The 25,296-nt window shown below is 40.3% G+C and carries 25 protein-coding genes and 1 tRNA gene; 22 read left to right on the forward strand and 4 right to left on the reverse strand.

From position 1 onward, the window contains the following. The first annotated feature begins 31 nt into the window (after positions 1-31). The 6 genes from J2746_RS10950 (at position 32) to J2746_RS10975 (ending at position 6,191) form a co-directional block, all read left to right on the forward strand. Positions 32-1,522, forward strand: coding sequence for an aminotransferase class I/II-fold pyridoxal phosphate-dependent enzyme (locus tag J2746_RS10950; protein ID WP_342451839.1), 1,491 nt, complete (start codon positions 32-34; stop codon positions 1,520-1,522). A gap of 56 nt (positions 1,523-1,578) precedes the next feature. Next, a complete protein-coding gene (gene cobD, locus J2746_RS10955; RefSeq protein WP_425342649.1) occupies positions 1,579-3,072 on the forward strand; it encodes a threonine-phosphate decarboxylase CobD in 1,494 nt (497 codons plus the stop codon). Then, positions 3,069-4,049, forward strand: a complete 981-nt coding sequence (locus tag J2746_RS10960; protein WP_209620585.1) for a cobalamin biosynthesis protein — start codon at positions 3,069-3,071, stop codon at positions 4,047-4,049. Before cobD ends, J2746_RS10960 begins: the two co-directional genes overlap by 4 nt. Positions 4,050-4,147: 98 nt before the next feature. Beyond that, positions 4,148-4,750 (forward strand): alpha-ribazole phosphatase CobZ, encoded by a 603-nt coding sequence (cobZ, locus tag J2746_RS10965; protein WP_209620588.1) that lies wholly within the window; start codon positions 4,148-4,150, stop codon positions 4,748-4,750. After that, positions 4,747-5,568, forward strand: a complete 822-nt coding sequence (gene cobS / locus J2746_RS10970; RefSeq protein ID WP_209620591.1) for an adenosylcobinamide-GDP ribazoletransferase — start codon at positions 4,747-4,749, stop codon at positions 5,566-5,568. The genes cobZ and cobS overlap by 4 nt, the downstream gene beginning before the upstream one ends. After that, positions 5,556-6,191, forward strand: coding sequence for an NTP transferase domain-containing protein (locus J2746_RS10975; RefSeq protein ID WP_209620594.1), 636 nt, complete (start codon positions 5,556-5,558; stop codon positions 6,189-6,191). The genes cobS and J2746_RS10975 overlap by 13 nt, the downstream gene beginning before the upstream one ends. 23 nt (positions 6,192-6,214) lie before the next feature. Here J2746_RS10975 and J2746_RS10980 read toward each other — a convergent pair whose 3' ends face one another. After that, entirely contained in the window at positions 6,215-6,424 is a 210-nt protein-coding gene (locus J2746_RS10980; RefSeq protein WP_209620597.1) for a hypothetical protein, read from the reverse strand. A gap of 98 nt (positions 6,425-6,522) precedes the next feature. On the opposite strand from J2746_RS10980, the gene J2746_RS10985 reads away from it, so the two are divergent. The 5 genes from J2746_RS10985 to J2746_RS11005 all read left to right on the forward strand — a co-directional run bounded on the left by J2746_RS10985 (position 6,523) and on the right by J2746_RS11005 (position 13,529). Further along, positions 6,523-7,380 (forward strand): formylglycine-generating enzyme family protein, encoded by an 858-nt coding sequence (locus J2746_RS10985; RefSeq protein ID WP_245250110.1) that lies wholly within the window; start codon positions 6,523-6,525, stop codon positions 7,378-7,380. A 279-nt stretch (positions 7,381-7,659) separates the two neighbouring features. After that, entirely contained in the window at positions 7,660-10,836 is a 3,177-nt protein-coding gene (ileS, locus tag J2746_RS10990) for an isoleucine--tRNA ligase (protein WP_209620599.1), read from the forward strand. Between the two features lie 7 nt (positions 10,837-10,843). Beyond that, entirely contained in the window at positions 10,844-11,473 is a 630-nt protein-coding gene (locus J2746_RS10995; RefSeq protein WP_209620601.1) for a 6-hydroxymethylpterin diphosphokinase MptE-like protein, read from the forward strand. 99 nt (positions 11,474-11,572) lie between these two features. Beyond that, positions 11,573-12,676 (forward strand): DUF373 family protein, encoded by a 1,104-nt coding sequence (locus J2746_RS11000; RefSeq protein ID WP_209620605.1) that lies wholly within the window; start codon positions 11,573-11,575, stop codon positions 12,674-12,676. A 4-nt stretch (positions 12,677-12,680) separates the two neighbouring features. Beyond that, positions 12,681-13,529 (forward strand): MTAP family purine nucleoside phosphorylase, encoded by an 849-nt coding sequence (locus J2746_RS11005; RefSeq protein ID WP_209620615.1) that lies wholly within the window; start codon positions 12,681-12,683, stop codon positions 13,527-13,529. Positions 13,530-13,566: 37 nt separating this feature from the next. Here the strand turns inward: J2746_RS11005 and J2746_RS11010 are convergent, their stop codons facing one another. Continuing rightward, the gene (locus J2746_RS11010; protein ID WP_245250111.1) at positions 13,567-14,400 is read right to left on the reverse strand and encodes an RAD55 family ATPase; all 834 of its coding nucleotides are present in this window, start codon (positions 14,398-14,400) and stop codon (positions 13,567-13,569) included. A gap of 211 nt (positions 14,401-14,611) precedes the next feature. On the opposite strand from J2746_RS11010, the gene J2746_RS11015 reads away from it, so the two are divergent. The 11 genes from J2746_RS11015 to J2746_RS11065 all read left to right on the forward strand — a co-directional run bounded on the left by J2746_RS11015 (position 14,612) and on the right by J2746_RS11065 (position 24,333). Then, positions 14,612-15,871 (forward strand): RNA-guided endonuclease TnpB family protein, encoded by a 1,260-nt coding sequence (locus tag J2746_RS11015; RefSeq protein ID WP_209620618.1) that lies wholly within the window; start codon positions 14,612-14,614, stop codon positions 15,869-15,871. A gap of 87 nt (positions 15,872-15,958) precedes the next feature. Continuing rightward, a complete protein-coding gene (locus J2746_RS11020; RefSeq protein WP_209620621.1) occupies positions 15,959-18,436 on the forward strand; it encodes a DUF5814 domain-containing protein in 2,478 nt (825 codons plus the stop codon). A 117-nt stretch (positions 18,437-18,553) separates the two neighbouring features. Further along, positions 18,554-18,919 (forward strand): DUF3467 domain-containing protein, encoded by a 366-nt coding sequence (locus tag J2746_RS11025; protein WP_209620664.1) that lies wholly within the window; start codon positions 18,554-18,556, stop codon positions 18,917-18,919. Between the two features lie 180 nt (positions 18,920-19,099). Then, positions 19,100-19,324, forward strand: coding sequence for an LSM domain-containing protein (locus tag J2746_RS11030; protein ID WP_209620623.1), 225 nt, complete (start codon positions 19,100-19,102; stop codon positions 19,322-19,324). A gap of 19 nt (positions 19,325-19,343) precedes the next feature. Then, complete coding sequence (locus J2746_RS11035; protein WP_209620626.1) at positions 19,344-19,694, forward strand: helix-turn-helix transcriptional regulator; 351 nt, start codon at positions 19,344-19,346, stop codon at positions 19,692-19,694. A gap of 67 nt (positions 19,695-19,761) precedes the next feature. After that, a tRNA-Glu gene (locus J2746_RS11040) sits at positions 19,762-19,839 on the forward strand. A 112-nt stretch (positions 19,840-19,951) separates the two neighbouring features. Beyond that, positions 19,952-21,355, forward strand: a complete 1,404-nt coding sequence (locus tag J2746_RS11045; RefSeq protein WP_209620629.1) for a DEAD/DEAH box helicase — start codon at positions 19,952-19,954, stop codon at positions 21,353-21,355. Between the two features lie 167 nt (positions 21,356-21,522). Then, positions 21,523-21,879, forward strand: coding sequence for a CidA/LrgA family protein (locus J2746_RS11050; RefSeq protein ID WP_209620632.1), 357 nt, complete (start codon positions 21,523-21,525; stop codon positions 21,877-21,879). Then, on the forward strand, positions 21,872-22,576 hold the full coding sequence (locus J2746_RS11055; RefSeq protein WP_209620635.1) for an LrgB family protein: 705 nt from the start codon (positions 21,872-21,874) through the stop codon (positions 22,574-22,576). The genes J2746_RS11050 and J2746_RS11055 overlap by 8 nt, the downstream gene beginning before the upstream one ends. 96 nt (positions 22,577-22,672) lie before the next feature. Next, positions 22,673-22,900, forward strand: a complete 228-nt coding sequence (locus tag J2746_RS11060) for a hypothetical protein (RefSeq protein ID WP_209620637.1) — start codon at positions 22,673-22,675, stop codon at positions 22,898-22,900. A 170-nt stretch (positions 22,901-23,070) separates the two neighbouring features. Further along, positions 23,071-24,333, forward strand: coding sequence for an RNA-guided endonuclease TnpB family protein (locus tag J2746_RS11065; protein ID WP_209620640.1), 1,263 nt, complete (start codon positions 23,071-23,073; stop codon positions 24,331-24,333). A 212-nt stretch (positions 24,334-24,545) separates the two neighbouring features. Here the strand turns inward: J2746_RS11065 and J2746_RS14905 are convergent, their stop codons facing one another. Both J2746_RS14905 and J2746_RS11070 read right to left on the reverse strand, forming a co-directional pair. After that, entirely contained in the window at positions 24,546-24,677 is a 132-nt protein-coding gene (locus J2746_RS14905; RefSeq protein ID WP_280921239.1) for a hypothetical protein, read from the reverse strand. Continuing rightward, a complete protein-coding gene (locus J2746_RS11070) occupies positions 24,678-24,842 on the reverse strand; it encodes a hypothetical protein (protein ID WP_209620643.1) in 165 nt (54 codons plus the stop codon). Positions 24,843-25,296: the final 454 nt, after the last annotated feature.

Raw genomic sequence — 25,296 nt, forward strand, 5'->3', positions numbered from 1 at the left:
AGCTCCTGTGCGTAACCACCTGTTGATAAGTGTGTACCGAAAAAATTTCCCACTTCATTTGAAGCATTATTTGCTTGCATTGCAGGCAAGGAAACACGGCGGTAGGGCTTATGAGATGGCTGAAAAATATAATAATTCTGAATCAGGTATTCTTGATTTCAGCTCTAACACGAATCCTCTTGGCACACCGTTCAATTTTCAGGCAAGTAACCTCGACCTGGAAAAAGTTGTTCTGCAATCCACAGAGAGGATAAACCAGTATCCTGATAACAGATATCTCGAACTCAGGCAAGCAGTTGCTGCTTATTTAGGCAATGATATATCTGCGGATAATATTATTCCAGGTAACGGTACATGTGAACTTTTGCGTTTGATCATGGAAACTGTAGTCAGTGAAGAAGATATTCTAATTATTACGGCACCTTCCTCCGGAGAATATCGTCATATTGCCGAGGTTTTCGGAGCTCGCATAAGCTCATTTACTACTAAAGAAATACTCAATCTTCCAAAAATGACGTTGGACAGGGCAAAAGTCATTGTAATTGGAAATCCTGGTAATCCCACCGGAGAACTTATCCCTAGGGAGAAACTTTCTGGATTTGCTGAAAAATGTTCTGAACATGGAACACTGCTCATTGTTGACGAGTCTGCAATAGAACTGGCAGATCCGGATGAGAGTGTGTTCAATATTGCAGTTGATAACGATTATCTCTTTGTAATAAGATCTGTATCCAATATAACAGCCATGCCGGGTATAAGACTGGCATATGCTGTTGCTTCCGTTTCCCTTGCAAGCATACTTAATTCTGCACGTTTATCGTGGAACATAGGTGTGACAGATGAGGCTATAGGAATAGCTTTCCTTACAATGGAAGGTGGTCATGATAGTGAATATCTCAGAACGTCCCGTGAATACATTAAAAGGGAAAGGACCTATATCACCAAGCGTTTTTCGGGAATTTATGGTTTTGAACCACTTGAGAGCAGTACTAACTATATACTTATTGATGTAAAGGATCTTTTCCTGGATTCTGTCAGGCTAACAGAGGGACTGGCTTCACATGGGATCCTTATTCGGGAATGCAGTGATTTCTTTAATGGAAATAAAAGATATGTGAGAATTTCCATTCGTACAAGAGAAGACTTTGAAAAGCTTATACACACCCTTGATACTGTTTTTGCTGAAACTAGCAGGGAAGATGCAAGAGAAAAGCTTGAAGAAACCATAGAACATGGTGGTAGTTCCTGCGCTGGACGTGGTACCTGTGAATATTATCCCTGCCATTTCACCGGGCAGGACTGCACTTTCTGTTTCTGTCCTTTCTATGCGTGTGAGGATGAGAGAACAGGAGGTAAATGGATTGAAAGCTCCACCGGAGGACAGGTATGGAGTTGTGAACATTGTACTTTATTGCATAGACCAAAAGTCGCCAAAAAGGTGCTTGAAGCACTAATGGCAGACGGAGACACTGATGATAATATAAGGAGGGCATGGAAGGAGATCATTATACCCCTGCTTTGATCATTACTGATCGTTTTGGCAGGTTTATATTCCTGTATTTACATGCTTTGATTATTGTGACAGACCAAAGATTAGCTCTTCCGGTAAAGAAATATCTTCTTAACCTTGAACCATGTGTTCATGGTGGACTGATAAGAAAAAGTTCCCAGAAATACGGTATTCCCGAATCTGAAATTCTGGATGCAAGTGCAAGTCTTAATCCCTTGGGTACTCCATTTGATCAGCCTGATCCTGAGCTTGATATGCAGGATCTTCTAATTAAAGGACTTGAAAAACTGGAACAGTATCCTGATAACCGTTATCTTGAATATCGAATTGCTGCAGCAGAATTTGTGGGCATGGGAATGACATATGAGAACATAATTCCCGGCAATGGTTCAACTGAGATAATAAGACTTGTGGCTGAATGCGTAGTAGCTGAAGATGATGTTGTACTGATTCCAAGACCTACATTCAGTGAATATGAATTGCAGTGCAGTGTCATGGGTGCCCGGATCAGGTACATCAGGCAGGAAGAGATATTCGATCTTGACCATGATGTTCTGGATGAAGCTAAAATACTTTTTGTTTGCAACCCCAATAACCCCACTGGCCAGTTGTTCATGAAAGAAGAACTTGAGAAACTTGCAGAGCAATGTGCAGCTCATAAGACCATCCTCTTTGTGGATGAAGCCTATATTGAACTTGCAGACCCTGAGCAGAGTGTTGCTTCCTTAGTAGAGAACAATGATTATCTTTTCATCCAGCGCTCTCTTACAAAATCATTTGCTATTCCCGGAATCAGAATGGGTTTTGGAGTTGCTTCATCTAAATTTGCATGTGTACTTAACAATGCAAGACTTTCCTGGAATATGGGTTGTATTTCAGACACAATTGCAACTGCACTTCTCAGTATGGAAGGTGGAGTAAACAGCAAGTATCTCAGGGATTCCAGGGCTTTTATTGAGCAGGAACGTGAATTCCTTATGAAAAAACTCTCACGCAGGGGATTTAAACCTGCGAAAAGTTGTGTCAATTATATATATGTGGATATTTCTGACCTCTCACTTAATTCCTCGGAACTTGCAGAGAGAATGGCCTCTCATGGAGTGCTGATACGTGATTGCAGTTCTTTCCAGAATAATGGCAAAAACCACATAAGGGTGGCAATACGTACAAGGGAAGAGAACGAAAGGATAGCAAATACAATTCGTCAGGTGATCTATGAATGGGGCAGGGAGCAGGCTGAGGTGCAGCTGCGTGAAAATATCAAAGTAGCTGCTGAATGTGGTCGTAAGGGAAGCAATCTTGATTGTGAGTATTATCCATGTCATTTTGACGGACAGGACTGTACTTTTTGTTTCTGTCCCTTCTATCCTTGCGAGGATAAACGCACAGGTGGTAACTGGATAGAAAGTTCAAGTGGTGGACATGTCTGGAGCTGTCTGAACTGTAATATTGTCCATGAAGAAAAGATAGTTGATGATCTTCTGTCTGTATTTGTTTCAGAAGGTCTTAATGATGAAAGCATTAAAAAGGCATGGAAGGATGTAATGGAGAGCAACTTATGATGCTGCCAGTGCCGGTAGAGGCAAATGCCAGTGAACTTGTAATTGTACTTATTTTAGCCTATGCTCTTGACCTTGTATTCTGTGAGCCTCCGTTTGCCATTCATCCGGTAGTGTGGATGGGCAGATTGATAGGCTTTTTCAAGAAACATGTCCCGGAAAACAATCGCAGGCTTTACGGCATATTCATGGGACTGGTCACTATACTATTCGGATGTTTGATCGCCTATATTGTAATGTTATTCATGGGTGTAGAGTCCATTCCTTCACCGGTTCGTTACCTTGTTGCTGCTTATTTCCTTAAGGCAACATTTGCGATTCGCTGTCTCTATGGTGCCGCTGATGAAGTAAGAGTTGAACTTGATGCCGGTAAACTTGACAGTGCCAGACAGAAACTTTCAATGTATGTAAGTCGGGACACATCAAAACTTGAGGAGGGAAAAGTTTCTTCAGCAATAATCGAGACAACTTCAGAGAACTATGTTGACGGCATACTTTCCCCGCTATTGTTCTATGCCTGTTTCGGACCATATGGATTAATGGCAGCATACATCTTCAAAGCTACAAGTACTCTTGATTCCATGGTTGGATATATGGATGAACGTCATCGTGAGATTGGCTGGTTCTCTGCTAAACTGGATGATGTGTTTAACTGGATACCTGCACGTTTGTCTGTAATTTTCTTGGCAACTGCAACTCTTGTTATAGGCCTGTTCTATAGAAAGGTCAAGATCCCTGATTACAGAACAGCTTTTAAAACAAGTATTAGGGACGGATTAAAAACCCCATCTCCAAATTCCGGCTTTCCAATGGCTTCCATTGCAGGTGCCCTTAATATAAAATTAGAAAAACCAAGTACCTATGTGCTTGGTGATGGTTTTGTTTACCCGATGTCAGAAGATATCAAACTCACATCCTGGATAATTCTTGTGGCATCGTTCTTTGCAATTATAGTATCTTCGGTCATAATAGTGGCATAATATGTAAAACTAAAAATGAAATTCAATTATTAATTCAAAATATAACTATACATCTCAAAACAATAATCTTATTAAGAAATCTCCCCGAAGTGATGGCAATGAAATTATCGGATATAGAATCAAAAGACCTTAAAGAAGGCCAGTCTAAAGAACTGGAAGGTGAGATCACCAGGGATATAATCGAAATCCTTGAAGAGGAAGGAATAACTGTTCAGATGCTTGTTGATGCTGCACTTGAACTTTATGCACCGCATCCGGGTCTGGAAACCAGGGAACTTGCCGAGGAAAAATTCCTCAAAGAGCTTAATATTGCCATATCCGATCCGAATCTCTGTCTGCTTATCTATTCCGGAGTGCTGCTTGAAAAAGAAGGCAGAGTAGGACGTTTACCTAATATTAGCAGAAGTTCGTATGAAAAAGATCTTACATTCATAATTGCAGATGAGGTTCTTGGTATGAGTATTTCCAAGTATATTAGTGGTGACAAGGGAATGTTCGAATTTGTGCGCTTTGATAAGCAAAAACCGGGAATACTTGCAGAACTTGGACCATTCATGGATGACATAATTGGTGGTCTTATAGGTGGTGTATCTGCCAATATGTACACAAGGGCAATGGCGGAAGCTGCTGAAAAATCTGCTGATAAGGAAGAGCAAAAGGAAAAAGACCCGGAACATAAGAGTGATGTGATAGCAGGATGAACGGATTTTTGTTAGCTTTAAGATCCAGCTTCGGATTTCTTTCAACAATTCCAGTCGGCATTACCATGGAAGGACTCGATGAGTTCTTCAAAAGGACATATCTTCACTTGGTGGTCGGTATAGTCCTTGGTTTGATAATGGGTGCGGTTGCGTACCTTCTTGTAAATTATCTTCCTATCTCTATTGCCGCTGTGCTGGTAATCGCTTTTGTTTATTATATTACAGGACTGAACCATCTGGATGGTATGGCGGATCTGGGTGATGGTTTGACAGCTCATGGCTCTGTTGAAAAGAAGCTTAAAGCATTGAAGGACATGTCTCTTGGAATAGGTGGTGTTGCTTATGCATCCCTTGTTATTGTTGCATTCTACGCGACACTTGTAGCATTACATGAGCAGTCTTCAATTTTGTCTTCATCTTCTGCTGATATTGCACGTATATTCTTCTTTGCAATGTTTGTTTCAGAAATAAGTGCTATGCAATCCATGCTCACAATTGCTGCATTCGGTAAGTCAATACATGAAGGCCTGGGTTCAATACTTGTGAACAATACCACAGTACCTAAATACCTTATAGGATTTGTAATTGGTATTGTCGCCTGTGTTGCAATGTCATTTTACCTTGGTTTTGGTATTGTCGGTATCATTCCATTCATTGCAGCTATTCTGGCAACATTTATATTGCTTAATATCAGCAACAGGCATTTTGGTGGTGTCAATGGTGATGTCATCGGTGCATCCAATGAGGTAGGCAGGATAATTGCACTTATCACTATGACACTGATATTGATGTATGGAGGTATTGTTTGGACGCTATAATCATGGCAGGGGGTTTTGGAAGCAGACTGGGCATGGGTGAAAAACCCTGTGTCGAGCTATTGGGAAAACCTCTGATATCATATGTTATCGATACTTTGATGAAGACAGAGAGTATTGGTGACATCTATGTTGCTGTATCTCCGGCAACACCGAAGACCGCATCATATGTTGAGGAAGAGTATGAAGGCAAGGTTCATGTGATTCCAACAGGAGGCGGAAATTATGTTGGTGACATGGTCTATGCAGTAAAAGCTGCCTGCATAGGCGATCCATTAATGATTCTTATGTCCGACCTGCCATTACTGACTCCTGATCTTCTTGAAAAGGTAGTTTCTGAGTATGAGGTCTGTGGTAAACCTGCAATGTCCATATTCACTCCGCTATCTGTTTGTAAAAGTCTTGGTATAAGACCTGATACGGTTTTTAATTGGGAAGGGGGAGGAAACCTGATAGTTCCTTCAGGTGTCAATATACTGGATGGTAAGGATGTCGACAATGAACAGGAATATGTCAGCCTCATTCTTGATGATATTGAATTTGCCCTTAATATCAACACGGTTGATGATCTGAAAAGATGCAAGAAAATGCTCCTTGAAAGAAATGCAGGTTCAATAAAGAATTGATTTTTTGTTTTGCGATGGCTGGTTCATTGAATTATTGTGCATGATGGTTCCTGATATTGTCCGTATATTTTATATTGAATAACTGCTAATACTTTTATGGTTAGATTGGAAAAATCTACATTATGCGGGTGATTGGAGAACTCACAGGCACCTTTTAAGGAGATAAAAGGTGCCATTCCTATTCTGCTGATTTCTACTTTTTCAATTCTATTATTATATGCGATTTCCATCATTGTTTTTTGAACAAACCAAAGCATTTAAATCTGGTTTGAGACTAAAACCAATATTATTTAGGTTGTTATTACAGTAAAATACATATGAGGATAGGTTTATGATCAAAAGATCTTACGTGACTTTTATAATGTGTCTGGTAGTTCTGGCTGCAGTCCTGGTAAGTGGCTGTACAGGATCTGATGACACTGCAAATGAAGAAGAGCAGCAGGAAGCTGTAGAGGAACCTTCTGCTCCTGAAGAAACAGAGGCTGATGACAGTACATTCAGCAATTCAATTGATATGGAATTTGTGAAGATTCCCTCCGGCGATTTTCTTATGGGTGCTCCTGAAGAGGAAGAGTACAGTGATAAGGAAGAACGACCTGTTCATCAGGTGACTATTGGAAATGATTTCTATATTGGAGCCTATGAAGTAACACAGGATCAGTGGGAAGAAGTTATGGGTGAGAATCCTTCCTATTTCACAGGTGATGGCGATCTTCCTGTAGAGAAAATTTCCTGGGCAGAAGTTAACGAGTTCATAGAGGCTCTTAATGGGATGGAAGGAACCGAAAGCTACCGCCTGCCTACCGAGGCAGAATGGGAGTATGCTGCAAGAGCGGGTACTGAAACTGCATTCTGGTTTGGCGATGATGCTTCAATGATGGCTGATTATGGCTGGTACGATGACAATTCTGAGGATAAGACCAGACCAGTTGGTATGAAAGAAGCAAACCCATGGGGTCTTTATGATGTGCATGGAAATGTTGCAGAATGGGTACAGGATGAATACCACAGCAATTACAATAAAGCACCAACTGACGGCAGCGAATGGACCGGCGGTGTCAGCAGAAGAGTTATCCGCGGTGGAAGCTGGGATAATGCAGAAGTGAACTGTCGTTCTGCTGCCAGGGATAGTATTGGTGAAGGAAGCCGCATGAATTACATTGGTTTCCGTCTTGTGAAGGAGGTCTGATATCCGTAATGGGTATCATTCTTTTTTTCTATTTTTTAATGATTAGCGATTTTTCTGATTCCTTCTAGTATCTAATTCGAAACTTTTAAGTATGATTCTTGCTGCCCTTACTTGAACAAATTCAAGCGACTGGGGCAATAAGCTCAGCATGATTCAGATTCATGATGCAATATATTTAAATTCCATATTGCAGTAGGATAAGCACAATAGGTTTACACGAAGTGTTTACATATAAATTCAGATAACAATCATAATTCACATTCATATGGAGAATCCTGAATGATAGAGGAGATCACCAACCAGTATGACCCAAAGAAAATAGAGGAGAAGGTACACGCTCTCTGGAACGAGAATGATGCCTATTCCAAGGTACGTGAGCACAGAAAAGGTGGTAAAAAGTTCTTTTTCGTAGACGGTCCACCATATACAACCGGACATATTCACCTGGGAACAGCCTGGAACAAGATTATCAAGGACTCCATTTTAAGATACCGTTCCATGAATGGTTTTGACATAGTTGATCGTGCAGGCTGGGATATGCATGGTCTTCCTATCGAAGTAAAAGTGGAAGGTGAACTTGGTTTCACATCCAAGAAGGACATTGAGAGCTACGGTGTAGGCAATTTTATAGAGAAATGTAAGGAATTCGCACTCAACCAGAAAGACGATATGACAGACCAGTTCCAGGACCTTGGAGCCTGGCTTGACTGGAACGACCCTTACATGACACTCAGGGACGAGTACATCGAAGCTGCCTGGTGGACGATGAAACAGGCTCAGGAAAAGAATCTCCTTGAGCAGGGTAAACGTGTTGTCAACTGGTGTCCACGTTGCGAAACAGCAATTGCAGACTCCGAAGTTGAATACGAGGAAAGGAAAGACCCTTCCATATTCGTTAAATTCCCGATAATAGGTGAAGAGAACACCTTTGTGGTCATCTGGACCACAACACCATGGACCATACCTTCAAACGTAGCAGTTGCAGTACATCCTTCTTTTGAGTACTCAAAAGTAAAAGCAGTAAGTGCTGAAGGCAAAGAGGAAACACTCATAGTTGCTTCTGACCTTGTTGAGAACGTTCTCAGAAAGGGAAGGTACGTTGATTATGAGGTTCTGGGAACAATGCTTGGTGAGGATATCACATCACTTTCATACGAAAGTCCGATTGCTGACATGGTGCCAAAACAGGCTGAAATGAAACACAACATATATCTTGCGGATTTTGTAACCGCAGAGAATACCGGTTGTGTACATATTGCTCCCGGACATGGTATGGACGACTTTGAAGTAGGTAAGAAGAACGATCTACCTATATTCTGCCCGGTGGGCCCGGATGGTCGCTATACAGAAGAAGCCGGGGAATATGCAGGAATGCACATCCGTGAAGCTAACAAAGTAGTTATCGAGGATCTTAACCAGCGTGGAAACTTACTCTCAGAAGGTGCCATAGAACACAGGTACGGGCACTGCTGGCGTTGTAAGACTCCTATCATCTATCTTGCCACTGAACAATGGTTCATCAAGATAGGAGAACTCAAGGAACAGATGCTCTCCGAGATAGCACAGGTAAAATGGTATCCGGAATGGGCAGGTTCAGCAAGGTTTAAGGACTGGGTCGAGGGAGCACGAGACTGGTGTGTTTCCCGTCAGAGATACTGGGGTATCCCGATACCTGTCTGGAAATGTAATAGCTGTGGCAAGATGCACGTAGTAGGTACCAAGGACGAGCTTCAGGAACTGTCCGGTATCGACAATGACATAGAACTTCACAGACCATATGTTGACGAGATTCTTCTTGAATGTGAATGCGGCGGCAAGATGAAGCGTGTTGAAGACGTTTTCGATGTCTGGTTCGATTCAGCCGTAGCTTCATGGGCAACACTGCGCTTCCCGCAGCAGACCGAAGATTTCGATAAATGGTGGCCTGCAGACTTCATCACAGAAGGACAGGACCAGACGCGCGGTTGGTTCTATTCCCAGCTTGGTGCAAGTATGGTCGCTTTCGGCAAAGCACCTTACAAGAGCGTTCTTATGCATGGTTTCACTCTTGACAGTGAAGGCAGGAAAATGTCAAAGAGCCTTGGTAATGTAGTAGCTCCGGGTGATGTTATAGAGCAGTTCGGTGCTGATACCCTGCGTAGTTTTGTACTATCTTCAAGTGCTCCGTGGGATGATCTCAAATTCGTAAGCAGTGAACTAGGCAATATCAACAGGACTATCAACATTCTCTGGAATGTTTATCGTTTCCCATTACCATACATGGTGCTTGACAAATTTGATCCGTCAGAGGTTTCACTGGAATCTGTAAAGTCACATCTTCGCAAGGAAGACAGATGGATTCTATCAAGGGCACAGACACTTGTTTCTGAGGTTGACGATGCAATGTCGAAGTGTACATTGCATAGAGCACTCAGGTCTATCAATGAGTTCGTACTTGAAGATCTATCAAGATGGTATATCCAGCTTATCAGACCAAGAACATGGGTAGAAGCTGATGATCCTGATAAACTTGCTGTGTATCGTGTACTTTATGATGTATTCGTCCTGACAGCAAAGGTCATTGCGCCATTCATGCCACATCTGGCAGAAGAAATGTACCAGAACCTTGTAAGAAATGTCAATCCGGGTGCGCCTGTCACAATTCATATGAACGACTGGCCAAAGGTTGACGAGAACCTTGTTGACAAGGAACTTGAAGCTCACATGGATATGGTTCGCTCAATTGTAGAATCAGCATCCAATGCCCGTCAGAAGGTCGGAAGAAAACTCAGGTGGCCTGTATCACGTATAGTTCTTAGTCCTGTAAACCAGCAGGCAGCAGATGCGGTTACAAACCTCAAGTCAGTTCTTATGGACCAGACAAATTCAAAAGACATCCTTCTTACCGGAGTAGGAGAATCCTGGGATGAGCTTGGATTTGAGGCAAATCCTGATCCCGGAAAGATTGGTCCGGTATTCAAGGGAGATGCGGGCAAGGTCATTGGCGCAATAAAACAGGCAGATGTAATTCAGCTTAAAAAAGCACTTGCTTTTGAAGACCATTTCGAACTGGAGATTCCAGGCGGAACTGCAATGATCAAACCTGAAATGGTCAATTTCACAGAAACACTGCCAGAAATGGTTGCAAGTGCTGAATCAAGTGCCGGTATAATCTATGTGGATGCAAACCTGACACGTGAAATTGAATCCGAAGGTTACGCAAGGGAAGTTATTCGCAGGGTGCAGGACATGAGAAAAGAGCTCAATCTTGCAGTTGATGACAATATCAGGTCACACATACAGATCAACGACCAGAGGGTACTTGATCTTGTACTTGACCGTGAGCAGTTCATTGCAAAGGAAACCCGTGCAAACGTTCAGGTGATCGGCCTTGATGTTGACACGGCCGGTTCACTTGAAAAGGACTGGGATGTCGAAGGCATTTCCATGACCATCGGCATTTCAAAAGCAAACTGAGGATATAATGGACTTCAATGAATGGAAACCCATTTACGAGTCCATACTAAAAGACATGGGCTTTAGCAGGGAAGGTGATGAGCAGGCAGCTCTTATCCTCTCTGCCATGCTTAATACATCAAATTCCACAGATGTTTCAGAATTAAAAGTTCTTATTGAAGAAAAAGATGTTCTTGTTTGTGGAAATGCTCCAGTTCTTGCACAGGAACTTGATCTGATAGATTCAGATGATTTTGTTATAATAGCAGCTGATGGAGCTACTGCTGTACTTGTTGACAAAGGGACAATACCTGATGTTATAGTGACTGATCTCGACGGTGATGTTGAAAAAGAGATAATTGCCAACAAAGAAGGTTCAATTATGGTCGTACACGGTCATGGAGATAACATTGACAAACTTAATACCTATGTTCCACGACTGAGCAGAATAATAGGCAGCACCCAGGCTGAACCTCTTGAAAACGTATTCAATTTTGGTGGTTTCAGTGACGGAGACAGGTGTGCCTATCTGGCTAAGGAATTCGGTGCGGCCAGTATAACACTTGTAGGTTTTGATTTTGATGATGAAAATGTTGATCCTATTAAGAAGAAAAAGTTGAAATGGGCTCGTCTGCTCATTGAAAATCTAAACAAGTGAGTCTTTTAAAACTCAATTTATCTTTTTTCCAAGTTACTTACAGGTATCGTTTTATCAGAATCTATTTATATTTTCGTTCTAAATATCTACTGGAGTTGCATGCAAACACTGGTAATCTGTATTGATAGGGATAACGACCTTGGGGACAAAGCAAATGTTCTTGCTCCTCTTATAGGCAGGGAAGCAAACATAGAAGCTGCAGTGAAACTTGCAACAGCAGACCCTGAAGATTCAGATACCAATACTATCTTTGGCGGTATCAAGATACTTGATGAACTACTGGAAAAAGGAGTTGATGCAGAGATAATCACTCTGGCAGGTGACCGAAACATCGGTATCCTGTCCGACCAGAAAATAGCAAATCAACTCGATATATTATTGAAAAAATTCCCTGCGGAATCTGCTATTTTTGTTTCCGATGGTGCCGAAGATGAGACACTCCTTCCTATTGTCCAGTCAAGGATCAAAATCGATTCCGTAAAACGTATCGTTGTAATGCAAAGTGCTAATCTTGAAAGTACCTATTATATTATCAAACACGCGTTCAACGATCCGAAGATATCCCAGACATTCTTTGTACCTTTGGGTCTTGCGGCTCTCATCTATGCATTTTTCCTTCTGATTGACTATTCCCAGGGTGCCATTATAGGAATTCTGGCGGCTGTGGGTATTTACATGCTTTACAGGGGTTTCAACGATACAGTTGATCTTTACTGGGAAAAGCTTAAAGATTCTTTCTATTCAGGCAGGCTGACATTTTTCACATATGTAGCGGCAGCCGTTCTTGTACTGATTGGCACATTGGTAGGACTTATGGATGTATGGTCTCTTTATACGTCACAGGGTATATGGTATTACGGAGTTATTCCTCTGCTTACATCCTTCATTAACAGTACTGTATGGACATATGTCCTGGCAATCCTGTTTGCAGATGCAGGTAAGATTATTGATTGCAGACAGCACTCTGAACCTACAGGGAAATATTTAAGTCCGGCTTTCTTTGTAGTCTCACTGGGTTTTCTTTTGTGGGGTGCCACAAGCTACCTCATATCAATGGATCCGGTAATGGGCGGAGCTGAAACAAATCCTGTCTCAGGCATGAATCTATTTATATATTCGATTGTTATTTCCATAATACTGGCACTTGCAGGGATAAGGATTTCAAACAAACCCCGATCAAATGAACAGAAATCAAAAAGGTAGGATTATGCAGGAAAAAGTAAACAATTGTTTAGCGTCTTCCGATAGTTCCCTGAACAATTATCAGGATCATACTCAGGACTACAGTGGTCTGGATTTTCACGCCGCTTTGATAGGTGGTGTTGCATTTCCATCTGACGGTCTGTCAAAGGAGATCTCTGTTAACACTCCTTATGGTGATGTTACTGTTTATCTATCTACAATAGGTAACAGGAATGTTGCATTACTTCCGAGACATTCAGGCAGTGACGGACATTTACCTCCTCATATGATAAATTACAGGGCTAATATTTATGCTATACATTCACTGGGGATTTCCAGAATAATCTCTACAAATTCAGTGGGGACAATGAAGAATCACCCTATTGGAAGTTTCTTTTTACCGGAAGATTTTCTTGATCTGACCCGTACAAGACCTTCTACTTTTTTCAATGACAGGACAGTCCATGCTGATGTAAGCGAACCATACTGTCCTGAGATAAGGGAACTTATGGCTGATTATCTTGAAAATAATAATATCGGATACTCTGAAGGTGTTTATGTATGTACCGAAGGTCCGCGTTTTGAGACCCGGGCTGAGATCCGCATGATGAGGCAGTTCGGGGATGTGGTAGGCATGACCGGTCTTCCGGAGCTTGTTCTTGCAAAGGAACTGAATATGTGTTATGCATCGATCTGCACTGTTACCAATAATGCATGCGGTCTTGGTAATGGTAAAATGACAGTAAGTGATGTGCTTGATACCCTTGACAGCATAAAAGAAAGTTTGCAGGATATTCTGGCAAGCGTTATATGCTCATTACCCAAAAATTCTTCATGTAATTGCAGGTATGCATGTTCAGATGCGGAACTTTAGATCTGCAAATATTTTAAACAATAATTTTTAAAATATCTCAGGCAATATCTCTTGAAGTATCGATCTGGACTCCATCACCTATCTTGAACTTAATAATCTCTGTATTAGGGATCATTCCCCTTATTTTCGGTATTGACAGTTTACTTACTACTTTGTCGGCTCCCTGATCAAGCATTGATTCGAATATGACATCACAGAGGCTGTAAGTAAAAGCCTGTAAGCTTGTATTGTTGGTACAGGTTGATCCGTAAAGATAAGTGAGACAATTAAGTTCTTTTGTTGTCTCGTATATGACGTTGATAAGCTGTTTTATGAGTCCCTTATTAGCTGTGAGCTCAGTGAAGAAACAAAAAGAATCAAAGATTATGTTAACATCTTCACCGCTGGAGTCATTAGCGATATTACGCAGGTTGTACTCGGTAAATTCCAGTATTTTTGCATCTATGAACTCGTTGCTTAAGTTGTCGGAAATTTCTCCGCATGACGTGCAGTAATATTCACTGTAAATGTCCACGAATATTATATTTGATGGGTCAAAACCAAGGTTTATGACGTCATTAAGTACAAATCTTGGTCTTCTGTTGGTTGTGAAATAGTATGTTTTCCTGGATTGTGTGAACTGGTAAAGGAAAACCTCTGACATAGAACGCGGATCAACCGAAAGAAAAGTAAGTGAACCGGCTGGCAATCCTCCTCCGAGTGTCCGGTCAAGAACAGATATACCGGTAGATTCCAGCTGAACTCCTTTATGAATTACCTGGTCATTATCCGGGTTTCGGATACTGTCATACAGGGAGTTTTCTGTTCCCTCTCTGGATTCATCCTCTATAACTGTGTTTTCGTTTTCTGTCATGTTTTTAGGATCCAGCATAGTATATCCTCTGATTAATTGTAATTATATTAGTCTTAATATTATAAAACCCTTGTTTTAGAAAGTAATATGCTATTTATCATTTTAGAGCAAGAAGACCACCATTTTCAAATGGTGGATGAATTGCGTCAAATATAGCAAACAATTAAATATTATTTTAATGTATGAATATTTGTATAAAATGTTTGCTTTTTTACATTGAGTGGTTTAGATGAAACGAGGTTATCAATATCGAATATACCCTAACAAAGAACAAAGAATTTTGTTAGAACAACATTTTGGTAGTATTCGATTCGTTTACAATCGGTCACTTTTCATAAAGAATACTATGTATTCTAAGTTCAAGATCAATGTTACTGAAATTGATTTGAATAACAATCTAACTTCTCTCAAAGAATTTCATCCATGGTTGAAAGATCTAAATTCACAATCCTTACAACAGGCCAACAGGAACTTGTTAACTGGATTTAAGAATTTCTTTGAAGGAAATGGGGATTATCCTACAAGAAAGAGTAAAAGAGACAATAATTTCTCGTTTCAGGTTCCTCAAAATTATCAGATTAATCTAACCACATCAAAGATATATTTGCCAAAAATAGGTTGGATAAAGATAGTTCTTCATAGAGATTTTCTTGACAAAGAATTCATCAAAAATGAACTTGTTACAAAACAAGTTAATGGTGAACTTATTCTTGACCAAAAACTTAACAAGGAGTTTGATATCCTTAAAACTCTGACTGTTTCCAGGACATCAGCTGGAAGATATCATGTAAGCATACTTATTAATGATCATGTTCCTGAACCAATATCAGTTGAATTCCATGAAACAACAACAATAGGAATTGATGTAGGAATAAAGTCATTTGCTATTCTTTCATCTGGAGAGGTCATTGATAATCCTAGATATTTGCTGAAATCTCTTAAGAAATTGAAGAAACTACAAAGAGCAGTTAGCAAAAAACAAAAAGGTTCTAAAAATCGGAAAAAAGCAATATTAAAATTAGCAAAACAACATCAGTTAGTAGCTAATCAAAGAAATGATTTTCAGCATAAGGTTTCCATAAAGATAATCAGTGAAAGCCAAGCAATTTGTCTTGAAGACCTTAATGTATCTGGAATGATCAAGAATCATAAACTTGCTCAAGCCATCAGTGATGTTGGATGGTCTGAATTCATCAGGAAATTAACTTATAAAGCAGAATGGTATGGAAAAACCATTCTAAGAATTGGTAGATTTGATGTGTCATCAAAGTTGTGTAATGTTTGTGGATATAAAAAAGATGATCTTACTCTTAAGACAAGAGAATGGGAATGTCCTTCATGCAAAACATTTCATGACAGGGATGTTAATGCAGCTATCAACATCAAAAACATTGCTTTGAATAACTTAAACACCGTAGGAACTACGGAAAGAGCTTGTGGACTTACTGACATTAGTCAGAGGTATGAAGCAAGAAGCCACTGGTTTTAACCAGTGGTAGTTCACTTTCATACAGTATGCATCTAAAATTCCGAGTACCAATAGTTTTTATAAACTGTAGCTCATCAAAGAGCAGCAATGACGCTCTGGATACTTGCAAGCCCTGAAATCTCAAAAATCATTATTCTACCTATAAGAGATAAGAAAAAAGTTCCTCTGTTTGTAGGTGAACTTGTCCTTATGAATAAGGAGGTAGGTCCCCGTCCTCACAAATTTAAAGTAAAGACTGCTGGCAAGAGTGAATTCAGGCCACCTTCGGAATTCATAGATCTTTTGAGAATAGCAGACCGCATCATGATAGCAAAAAATGGTGATGCTAAACAGACATCGGATTTTGTTGCAATGCTCCAGGGATTCCAGCTCAGTGCAGATGTTGTTAATGCGTGCCGCTTTTGTCTCCTTAAGAACAGGTTCAATTTCCTGAACCGGCGATCCATACGATATCATCGGGACAAGATATGCGAGGATTGTGCCAGAGAGGAACTTAACAGGATGCTCAGAAGTCACCATATGAACTATGGTGACGAAGCCTGCCAGAGATTCGAAGAAGCAATGATCAAGACAAAGGATCTTGACCGGACAATGGCCATGGTAAGTCCTGATGAGATTGACCGGGAACTAACAAGATTTGATTGCATTGAAGCTAATACATCTGTTTCCGGAAAGATGATAAAAGACCTGCCTTTACGCAAAGGATTTAAAAAAATACTGCTTGCAAAATCCAAAACACTGTTGCCGGTGCAGTCGTTATCTGTGGAAAACGGTCTGCTTAAAGGACAGAACCAGCTTGTTACTTCTGTCACAGCAACTGGAAAGACTCTGATAGCAGAACTGGCAGGAATTGAAAACATACTGCGGAAAAAGGGACGCATGCTTTACCTTGTACCTCTGGTGGCGCTTGCAAACCAGAAATATGACCAGTTCACAAAACGGTACTCTCCAATTGGTCTGAAGACATCTATCAGGGTTGGCAGTGCCCGTATCAAGACTGCAAAGAATGCTTCTATGAAAAGAACGTTGGATTCTGATATTATTGTCGGAACCTATGAAGGTATAGATTATCTTCTCAGGACAGGCGGTGCTGATCTTCTTGGTCAGATAGGAACTGTAGTTGTTGATGAGGTACACACCATTGAGGATTCAGAAAGAGGACACCGTCTTGATGGTGTTATCGGCAGGTTGAAGTATGTTGCACCCGGCGCTCAGTTCATTTATCTCTCAGCCACTGTGGCAAAGCCTCAGATGCGTGCAAAACAGCTTGGTGCAAAACTTATTGAGTATGAATATCGTCCGGTACCAATTGAAAGGCATCTGATCCTGTGTCCTGAGCATTCCAAAACTAAAATTATGGCAAAATTGGTGCGGGAAGAGTTTTCCACGACCTCTTCAAAAGGACACAAAGGACAAACTATCATTTTTACAAATTCAAGAAGGAATTGCCATCGCATAGCTGAAGCACTTCCACTGTCTGCTGCACCTTATCATGCAGGCCTTACAAGTCAGGAAAGAAAAAAGACCGAGATCGCGTTCCTTAAGGGAAAGTTGCCGGTTGTGGTTACAACTGCTGCACTTGCTGCAGGTGTGGATTTCCCTGCATCACAGGTGATATTCGAATCACTTGCAATGGGTATTGAATGGCTAACAATGCAGGATTTCCTCCAGATGCTGGGGCGTGCAGGAAGGCCGGATTATCATGACCGTGGTGAAGTTGTGGTGCTTGCTGTTCCGAATAAGAAATATTCAGGTGATAAAGGAGATACTGAGGATGCTGTAGCTTTGAAACTGCTTAAGGGTGAGATGGAGCATAGCAAGGTTGAGTATGGAGAAGATGAACAGCTTGAGGAGATCCTTGCTTCTGTTGCTGTAACTTCTTCAAAGAAAGATCTTGAAAAGATTCACTCTTACATGCTGGCAGATTTCAATGTGAACTATCTGCTTAACAAGCTTGCAAAAAATAAATTCCTGCATAAAAAAGGTGATCTTTTATCCCTCACCAAATTCGGTAAGATAGCTGCAGGTCATTTCCTTTCAGTTTCCAAAGCTTTCCTCATACGCGACTCGGTCCTTGTGGACCAGGAACCAATTGTTACGGTTTCAAATCTTGAATTCTTTGATTCGATCTATTACAAGTACGCTAACAGGATTGGTGCCGCTCTTAATGTGAACCTTCCTTCCAGAGTATTCCAGGGCGCTTCTCTTGATATTCTTTTTGAGGGAGAGAACATGGGTAAACTGGATGTAACGTTGCGTGACCAGTTATTTGATTTCGCTGCTGATTTTCTGACATGCAGTTGCCGTGATTCTCCTTATTGCGGTTGTGCTGAACGTAAGTTCTCAGAGAAAATCATTTCTATCAGGGCTGAAGGATATGAGCCAGAAGGCATCGTTAAAAAGCTGGAGCATCTTTATGGAGTTACTGCATATCCGGGTGATGTTTTAGGTTATCTTGACAATGTGGTGCGTAATCTGGAGGCTGTGGAGATGATAGCGAGGGCTTATTCCAAACGTGATATCGCAGCTAAGGCTAAAAATCTTAGAAAACTTGTAGAAGGATAGGCAGGATTTGTTTTATTTTCCCGTGCCGGATATGAAAAATTATAATAGTTATGCAGGCAGATAAGACTGCTGTGAATATTACATATAGTGGACAAAGAAAAAAACGAAGGTGTTGTAATGAGCGATAAACCGGAAGATGCTAAGAAAAAGAAGAGTGTAAGAATTGAGCTTCATAAGCCTGAGGATTTCAAACAGGTCTATTCAATTGGTGCTGTGGGCGGTCATAGTCCTTATGACTTCAGGATCGGTTTCTATAATGATATGCCGATGGCAACAGACAAGGCAGGAGAACAGGTAATTCAGAGAAGACTTGAGACCGAGGTAATAATGTCACCTCTGGCAGCCGTTGAGCTTGTGCGCTGGCTAAATCAGCATATTCAGAATTATGAGGCTGCGTTCGGCCCGATTGCAAGGCCCCAGGTTGGCGTTAAGAAGAAGCCCGAATCTGTTCAGGACAGTACTGAGATACAGGGTTATATGTGAGCTGCCAATTGGCTGCCAATTTTTTATACCGGAAATCTATAAATGTTGATATGGTGAATATTCCTGTCTGATTCATGAGTATATCGCCAAGAATAAATACAATATTAGTTATCTATATTAGCCTGAAAACTGAATAGTTATCAGTAATATTATTCTTTTAAATGAAAGAGAGGATTAATTTTGTTCCCAAATAAGAAAGTTCAGAAGTTAGTCGGATCCAAGGTCCAGGTAGAGATGAAAGGTGACCTTCACCTTCTCGAAGGAACTTTGAAAAGTGCAGATGATTATATGAATCTTCATATGGTTGATACTGTAGAGATTGCAAACGGTGAGCGTCTGCGTTCCCTTGGTTCTGTCGTATTGCGTGGAAACAATATCATTCTTGTTGTTCCTATGGAAGAATAAACTCTTAGTGGAAACTAACATGAGTATCGAAGAGACCGCATTTAATCTTATTCGGGAAAGCAAAGAAGGGGTCTTCCAGAACGAACTCTGGAAGATGCTGGAGATTGATAGCCGCAAGTGTTCCAGAGTGGTATCAAAGCTTCTGAAGGAAGATCTTATTGTACGTGAGCAGGCTGTTTCAAATGGGGCCAGAACCTACCTTCTGAAAGTAAAGGAAGAGGAGAAGCCCTGCTTCGATCTCCTGTTGTCAGGGGATATGTTCTCACCCTGTGCGGGATGCAGAGATGCATGCCAGCCTGAGATCTGTGAGAAGCTCACTATCTGGGTTGCAAACCTTAATGACACTAAGGAAACAGCTGAAATGCGCTGATATTGGCGATAGGTTTAAATACTATATCTGCTATGTTGGAGTCGCTTCACTAAAGCGAAATCAACGTGCTCCGATAGTGTAGTCCGGCCAATCATTCCGGCCTTTCGAGCCGAAGACTCGGGTTCGAATCCCGATCGGAGCACCACACAATTTTTCTTAAAGTTAGTTTAAGTTTATTCGACTTTACAGTAGATTCTCTTCTTTAAAGAAATTGTTTTGTTTTTAGTGAACTTTATTCAGTATAACTCGAGGTTCACATGTCATTCGATGATCTTAATCTGATTTATCCACTTCAGCGCGCATTGAAAGAGGAAGGGTATACAACCCCTACTCCTATACAAAAACAATCCATACCGCATCTCCTTAGTGGCAGGGACATGATCGGTATCGCCCAGACAGGTACAGGCAAGACTGCTTCTTTCATTTTGCCTATTTTACACAACATGACGGCAGCTCATAAGAAATCACGTAAAAAGTACCCTCGTGTTCTTGTGCTTGCACCAACAAGAGAACTTGCAGCCCAGATAGGTGACAGTTTTAGTTCCTATGGGCGCTATACACGATATAAGCACACAGTTGTCTTTGGTGGTGTAGGACAGGGTCCCCAAGTGAAAACCATTTCCAAGGGTATAGATTCACTTGTAGCCACTCCTGGAAGATTACTTGATTTGGTAGACCAGGGACATGTAAAACTCTCTGAAGTAGAGTATTTCGTACTTGATGAAGCAGACAGAATGCTAGACATGGGATTTGTCAATGACGTCTATAAAGTCGTTGAAATGCTTCCACAAAAGAGACAGTCACTCTTCTTCTCAGCAACCATGTCTCCTGATGTTTCAAAACTTGCCAGGAAAATGCTGACAAATCCTGTTACTGTGGAAATAACACCACAGGCAACAACTGTAGAGCGCATAGACCAGTTCGTCTTCTTCGTTGATTCTGAGAACAAGAACGAGTTGATACTTCAATTACTCAGAAGCAGGCATCTTGAATGTGTACTTATCTTTACCAGAACAAAACACAGGGCTAACAAAGTAGCTCAGATGCTTAATAAGAACAAGATCCCTGCTGATGCCATTCATGGAAACAAGTCCCAGACACACAGGACAAAAGCCCTTCAGGACTTTAAATCAGGACAGCTTCGTGTGCTGGTTGCAACTGACATCGCAGCCCGTGGTATAGATGTTGATGACATTTCCCACGTGATCAACTACGATCTTCCAAACATTTCCGAAAGTTATGTACACCGCATAGGCCGTACAGCAAGAGCAGGAGCCGATGGAACAGCATTCTCATTCTGTGCTGCAGATGAACGTGATTTCCTCCGTGATATAGAGAAGCTCATTAGAATGGAAATCGAAGTTGCAGAACATGAATTCCATTCTGAAAAAGCAAAGAACGCCACCGGCGATGCTGCGAAACCTGCACCAAGACAATATGGAAGGCCAAGAGGAAAGCCCGGTTACAAAAGAGGACAGGGTAGAGGCAAAAAAGGCGAAGGTAAAGATAAAAATAAGAAGAGCGGCAGCAAAAAACCTGGTAATAATCAAGGTAGCCGAAGCAGCGTTAATAATTCAAGTGGCGGCAGGTCAAAAAAAAATAGTTCCGTCAAAGGTAAGAGCAGGAGCGGTTCCCCTTCTAAATTCGGAAATAGAAGATAATCCGGAACAGATCAGACTTCTGTTCTTTTTTGTTTTTTACAAAAAGCATTATCTGACTTTGTTGTGAACCGACAACACTAATATCTGCTACTGACCTTATATCGTTTCATCAGGCTGTATTTTAATGCAGCTCTGTAATGAATACTAAAAAACGTAAGTGACCTTAAATGAAGTACATTGCTCAGTTCGCCATAATTCTTATTATTTGTTATCTCGGTGAACTGATTCACAATTTCCTCCATATACCTATTCCAGGTAACGTTCTTGGAATGGTTTTGCTTCTTATCCTGCTGCTTACAGGAGTTGTCAGGCTTTCCATGATAGAGGATGTGAGCAATTTTATGTTGAAGCACCTGTCATTTTTCTTCATACCAGCAGGAGTAGGTCTGATAACATGTTTTACGGTTCTTGAAGGAAAATGGACTGCACTTTTTATTATTTCCGTGGTATCTACATTCATCATTGCTGTTGTTACCGGTGCAACGGTTCAGCTACTGATTAAAAGGAGGCAGTCCGTTGAGTGAGTTTGTATCACAGTTTGTACAGTCTCCTGCATTTGGTATCGGTATTTCCTTGCTAACTTTCTCTGCGGGCGTTCAGATCTACAAAAGGACAGGCTCACCTTTGATGAACCCGTTGGTTCTCAGCATGCTTATGATAATAGCTCTGCTTCTGAGTTTTCACATCAGTTTTGATGACTACAACAATGGAGGTCAATTCATATCATTCTTCCTTGGACCTGCCACTGTTATTCTTGCAGTCCCCCTGTATCGTAAGATAACCCTGCTGAAAGAGAATGTTGTTCCGATAATTGCCGGGATAAGCATTGGTTCTGCTGCGGGGATTGCAAGTATCATAGTTATGTGCAAGATGTTCGGACTTGATGAGCTGTTGAGTGTTTCCATGATACCTAAATCCGTAACAACTCCCATTGGTATTGAGATTTCAAACCAGCTCGGTGGTCTGCCTTCTGTTACCATGGCTTCTATAGTTTTCACTGGTATTGCAGGTGTTTTACTCGGACCAATGATATGTAAGTTGTTCAGGATAGAAGATAAAGTGGCTCTTGGTGTTGCTATTGGCACTTCATCACATGCTCTTGGAACAACAAAAGCTGTTGAGATTGGTGAGACCGAGGGTGCTATGAGTGGTCTTGCAATTGGAATTGCTGGACTGGTAACTGTGTTCCTTGCTCCTTTGCTGGCAAAACTACTGTTGTGATTGCTGCTATAATTACTGTTATATTTTTCGTTATATTTGCAGTAGATAGAAATGATTATCTTCTGAGCAATGTAATATTCTAATTGGGTAGTTTCTATGATCCTTATTCAAAGAAGATATCAGGATGTTGCTGAGGAGATCAGTGAGACAGATGTTGACCGGGTTAAGCTAAATCTTGGTATTACAAGGAAAGTCTGCTGTGGTGGCAGAGAGAAGAAGGATTATGACCTTGGGTGGATAGAGCATCCCGGGGATATGAAGATTACTACTGTAAAGGATTACGAGATCAAGGATAGAGTGCTTGAGGTGTGGATCGAGCCCTGAAGCACTTAAGTTGTCATCAATGAATTCCTTAATTTTATCACCATAGAGCAAGAAGACCACCATTTTCAAATGGTGGATGAATTGCGTCAAACGTAGTAAACATTTAAATATTATCGAAACATATAAAAATTTGTATAAAGAGTTTGCTTTTTTACAGTGAAGTGTTTTAGATGAAACGTGGTTATAGATATCGAATATACCCTAACAAAGAACAAATAAATTTGTTAGAACAACATTTCGGTAGTGTTCGATTCATTTACAACCGGTCACTTTTCATAAAGAATACTATGTATTCTAAGTTCAAGATCAATGTTACTGAAGTTGATCTGAACAACAATCTAACTTCTTTAAAGGAACAATATTTGTGGTTGAAAGACTTAAATTCACAATCCTTACAACAGGCCAACAGGAACTTGTTGACTGGATTCAAGAACTTCTTTGAAGGAAATGGAAGATATCCTACAAAAAAGAGTAAGAGGAATAACAATCTTTCATTTCAAGTTCCTCAAAACTACCAGATCAATCTAACTACATCAAAGATATATTTACCAAAAATAGGGTGGATAAAGATTGTTCTTCATAGGGATTTCTTAGATAAAGAATTCATCAAAAATGAACTTGTAACAAAAGAAGTTAATGGTGAACTTATTCTTGACCAGAAACTTAACAAGAAGTTTAATATCCTTAAGACTTTAACTGTTTCCAGAACATCAGCTGGAAGATATCATGTGAGCATTCTGATTGATGATCATGTTCCTGAACCAATACCAGTTGAATTCCATGAAACTACAACAATAGGAATTGATATAGGAATTAAGTCATTTGCTATCCTTTCATCCGGAGAAGTCATTGATAATCCTAAATTCCTGAAAAAGTCTCTAAAGAAATTGAAAAAATTACAACGAGCAGTTAGCAGGAAAAAGATTAGTTCTAAGAATAGGAAAAAAGCCGTATTAAAATTGGCAAAACATCATCAGTTAATAGCAAATCAAAGAAATGATTTTCAGCATAAGGTTTCCATAAAGATAATCAGTGAAAGCCAAGCCGTTTGTTTGGAAGACCTTAATGTATCTGGAATGATCAGAAATCATAAACTTGCTCAAGCCATCAGTGATGTTGGATGGTCTGAGTTCATCAGAAAATTAACTTATAAAGCAGAATGGTATGGAAAAACCATTCTAAGAATTGGTAGATTTGATGCATCATCAAAATTGTGTAATGTTTGTGGATACAAGAAAGAGAATCTTACTCTTAATGATAGAGAGTGGGAATGTCCAACATGTAAGACATTACATGACAGGGATGTTAATGCTGCTATCAATATCAAAAATATTGCATTGAATAACTTAAACACCGTAGGAACTACGGAAAGAGCTTGTGGACTTACTGGCATTAGTCAGAGGTATGAAGCAAGAAGCCACTCAATTTATTGAGTGGTAGTTCACTTACATTCTTTGTTGATTTAGTTTAAAATCAACAACTGTTACTACATATTTAGATATAAGGTTAGCGTTTTGATTCTGTTGGGTTATGTTGTATGTTATACTACAATACCTGAAATCTGAGTAGTTTTTGTATAGAATTGTCTGGTGAACATTCATTGTTCAAAAATAAAAAAATGTAGCACAAATAATAAAACGTAAAGTTAATCGCAAATCATATCTGCACTGGTCATACATCCGCAGTTGGAACAATAATAAACGATATTCATCCCAAGCTTCTGCTTTTTAAGCATTTTTTTACAGTTCTTACAGGATTTTTCCGGTTGGTTTTCCATTCAGAGTCCTCCTTCACAAAGCATAGCTTCTTCGTACAACATCAAAGAGTCCATTCTTGCAGTGTTTTCCCTTGTCCAGTAACCACATGTTTTACAAACCTGTACCCCACTTGAAAGTTTGTGAAACTCTCCATGGCATTCCGGACACTTTTTTAAAGATCCCAATTTTATAACTCCCTTATCTTTCATTGTTATGTGTTTTGTAGGTAGAGACACATCGCTAGTTAGCTAATGTATCATTAACTTCTCTCACAGGCAAAATCATTCCCAATTGCTTGCCTTATTTCAAATTTGAGCCAGATGGCTCAATTCCCACTCTCCTTCATATTTGTGTTACTGTTATTTAATACATTTTAAATAAAACTAGTACTATATTTATAAAGTTGAGCTTTTTTAACTCAAAAGCGAGAAGTCCCCTTCCTCGGAACGTAGCGACAGGTAGGGGATGAAAGCGTCATAAACAAATCAAAAAACAGTATCAAATACTAACAATTAAATAATCTTAAATCATAATATAAATCAGATATTTTTTATGCAATTGACATTACCAATTAAAATACAGTCTACTCCAGAACAGGAATCTGTTCTATGGGATCTATCGGAGAAATGTAGGCTTATT

Source organism: Methanolobus bombayensis (assembly GCF_017873415.1).
GTDB lineage: Archaea > Halobacteriota > Methanosarcinia > Methanosarcinales > Methanosarcinaceae > Methanolobus > Methanolobus bombayensis.